Annotated in this window: 1 protein-coding gene; it reads right to left on the bottom strand. The window is 32.5% G+C overall.

The features are described 5' to 3' along the window. Positions 1–258 precede the first annotated feature (258 nt). A complete protein-coding gene (locus tag ACIQXW_RS24205) occupies positions 259–1,152 on the bottom strand; it encodes a patatin-like phospholipase family protein (RefSeq protein ID WP_340821505.1) in 894 nt (297 codons plus the stop codon). Positions 1,153–2,184 lie beyond the last annotated feature (1,032 nt).

The raw sequence follows: 2,184 nt of genomic DNA, 5'->3' as shown, positions 1-2,184 counted from the left end.
TGTCCAAAATTTTGTTTCGTTCACTAACGAAGTTAGCTAGTAAAAACTATATTGATTACGTTTTGCTTGTTCAGTTTTCAAGGTTCATTTTGTTAACTGTTTTGTAAGAGTTAACTTTTATATAATAACATGTTTTTGAAATAATGTCAAACATTTATTTTGTTTTTTTATTTCGTAGTTACATGTCGTAACAGCAACTTTTATATAATAACATCTAGTTTATAAGTCGTCAATAGGTTTTATCATTTTTTTAGAATTTTATATTCTAAACCTAGGCCATGTCTTTAAGAATTGAATAGTACGGTTCCTACCTATCTCTAGTAAAGTTTCCTTTGTCTCCTCATTTAAATCAAATTGCGTAGCGCTATAATCATCTACCGGAATAAAAACAATATCTCTTTCATGTCTTCTTGAAATATATCTTTCATCATGTGCCCCTTTCATAGTTGCAAATAACGCTTCAAATAAATTTAAACCATTCTTTATTACTTGAGGACATTGTTCTTCACTACTTCTACTTAGTTTAAGACCAAGTACTGGTCGCTTTTTGCGTCCTTCTTTATCATCAAAGATCCATAGAGGGAAATTACTTAATACACCACCATCAACAATGACTGATTCGCCTTTTCCTGTTTTTAATGTAACCGGTTCAAAGAAAAATGGAATACCACAGCTCATACGCAATGCACTAGCAACAGAAAAATTACTAGCATCGATTTGATACTTGTGTAAATCATCTGGTAAAACAATAATTCTACCATTTGATAAATCCGACGCTACTAATTTCAATGAACCTTCGGGTATATCCGCAAAAGTGTAAACTCCCTTATCCGCTAATTTTTGAAAGAACCATTTTTCTAATGCTTTCCCTTTATACAAGCCTAAATGGTTATAGACATTAATCCATTTCATAAACGGCAATGGCAGAAATGTTTTTCGAGGGTCTAATAATGAAGGTACATCCAACTCTTCAAGCATACATTCAATTTCTTTACCACTATAACCAGCAGCAATAAAAGCTGCTAAAATAGCTCCAGCACTTGTTCCTGCAACCCGTTTAAAGTGGAAATTTTCAGCTTCTAATACTTGATACGCTCCAACTAATGCGAACCCTTTCAATCCCCCACCAGAAAAAACACCATCAATCCACAAAATTCCCTCTCCTTTTTCAAGTAATGGTTACATTATAGGAAACTAGCAAAAAGATTAGAACTTAAAAAAGCGAAATTTGTCGATTTAGTAAAGCAGTATAATACTCAACTCTGTAAACAACTTGTGTGCCTAAATTGGAATCAACGTTTAGCAAATATTTTGTTATAATGCATTCTTTAACTATAAAATTTTAGCCGTATCGACCCTCCTTACTTATAGTTAAAGAATAGGGGAAACACAGTTCCTTAGTTTTCACCTGTGTAAATTTAGCATGATGGCCAGAAGTCCATATTCTTCATTAATTAAAAAGAACCCCCTTGTATTAAACAGCCTTCATAGAAATTCATATATAGGCACTAGTAGGGACTAGCAATTCTGCTATGTAAAACATCACTTTATAAAAAACCAATCTTAACTGAAAAGGCAGCAATGACAAAGGATAAACCCCTTTCATTACTGCCTTTATCTTTTAACAACTGAGTATTATAAAAAGGTACTTACTGAATAAAATTACTATTCATCATATAAATCGTAAGTTATTAGAACGATCAAAATATAAATCTTATAAAAATACCAAATCTTAAATTGCACAAGTGATTAATATCTGCAATTTCTCTTAAATATGTATAAATATATATAAGCATCTGAAAATACGCAATAGTGTTAACACCATAACTTTGAAAAAATTTAGTATTGCTTTCCCATCTGATATAAATACGCATCAATTACAAACTCATCACAACACTTATCTCTTCAATAATAAATGATAGATTGTTACCCCCCTTGGGAATCTATACTTACAGATAGAACTTTTTCTGAATCTATATGGTGGTCGTATTTACTCGAATACCCCTAACGGGCTTCTAGCATCATCTATCTTTCGCAATTCGTTTAATTACACAATCGTCTCTATTAAATCTTTATTTTTAGATAAAACAAAAAAACAGCCAGCTATTGCTGACTGCTTTGTGTGCCTAGCGACGTCCTACTCTCACAGGGGGAAGCCCCCAACTACCATCGGCGCTAAAGAGC

Source organism: Lysinibacillus sp. NPDC097162, from assembly GCF_044762185.1.
Lineage (GTDB): Bacteria > Bacillota > Bacilli > Bacillales_A > Planococcaceae > Lysinibacillus.
The sequence above is the reverse complement of the archived record's forward strand: the minus strand, read 5'-3'. Positions and strand labels throughout refer to the sequence as shown.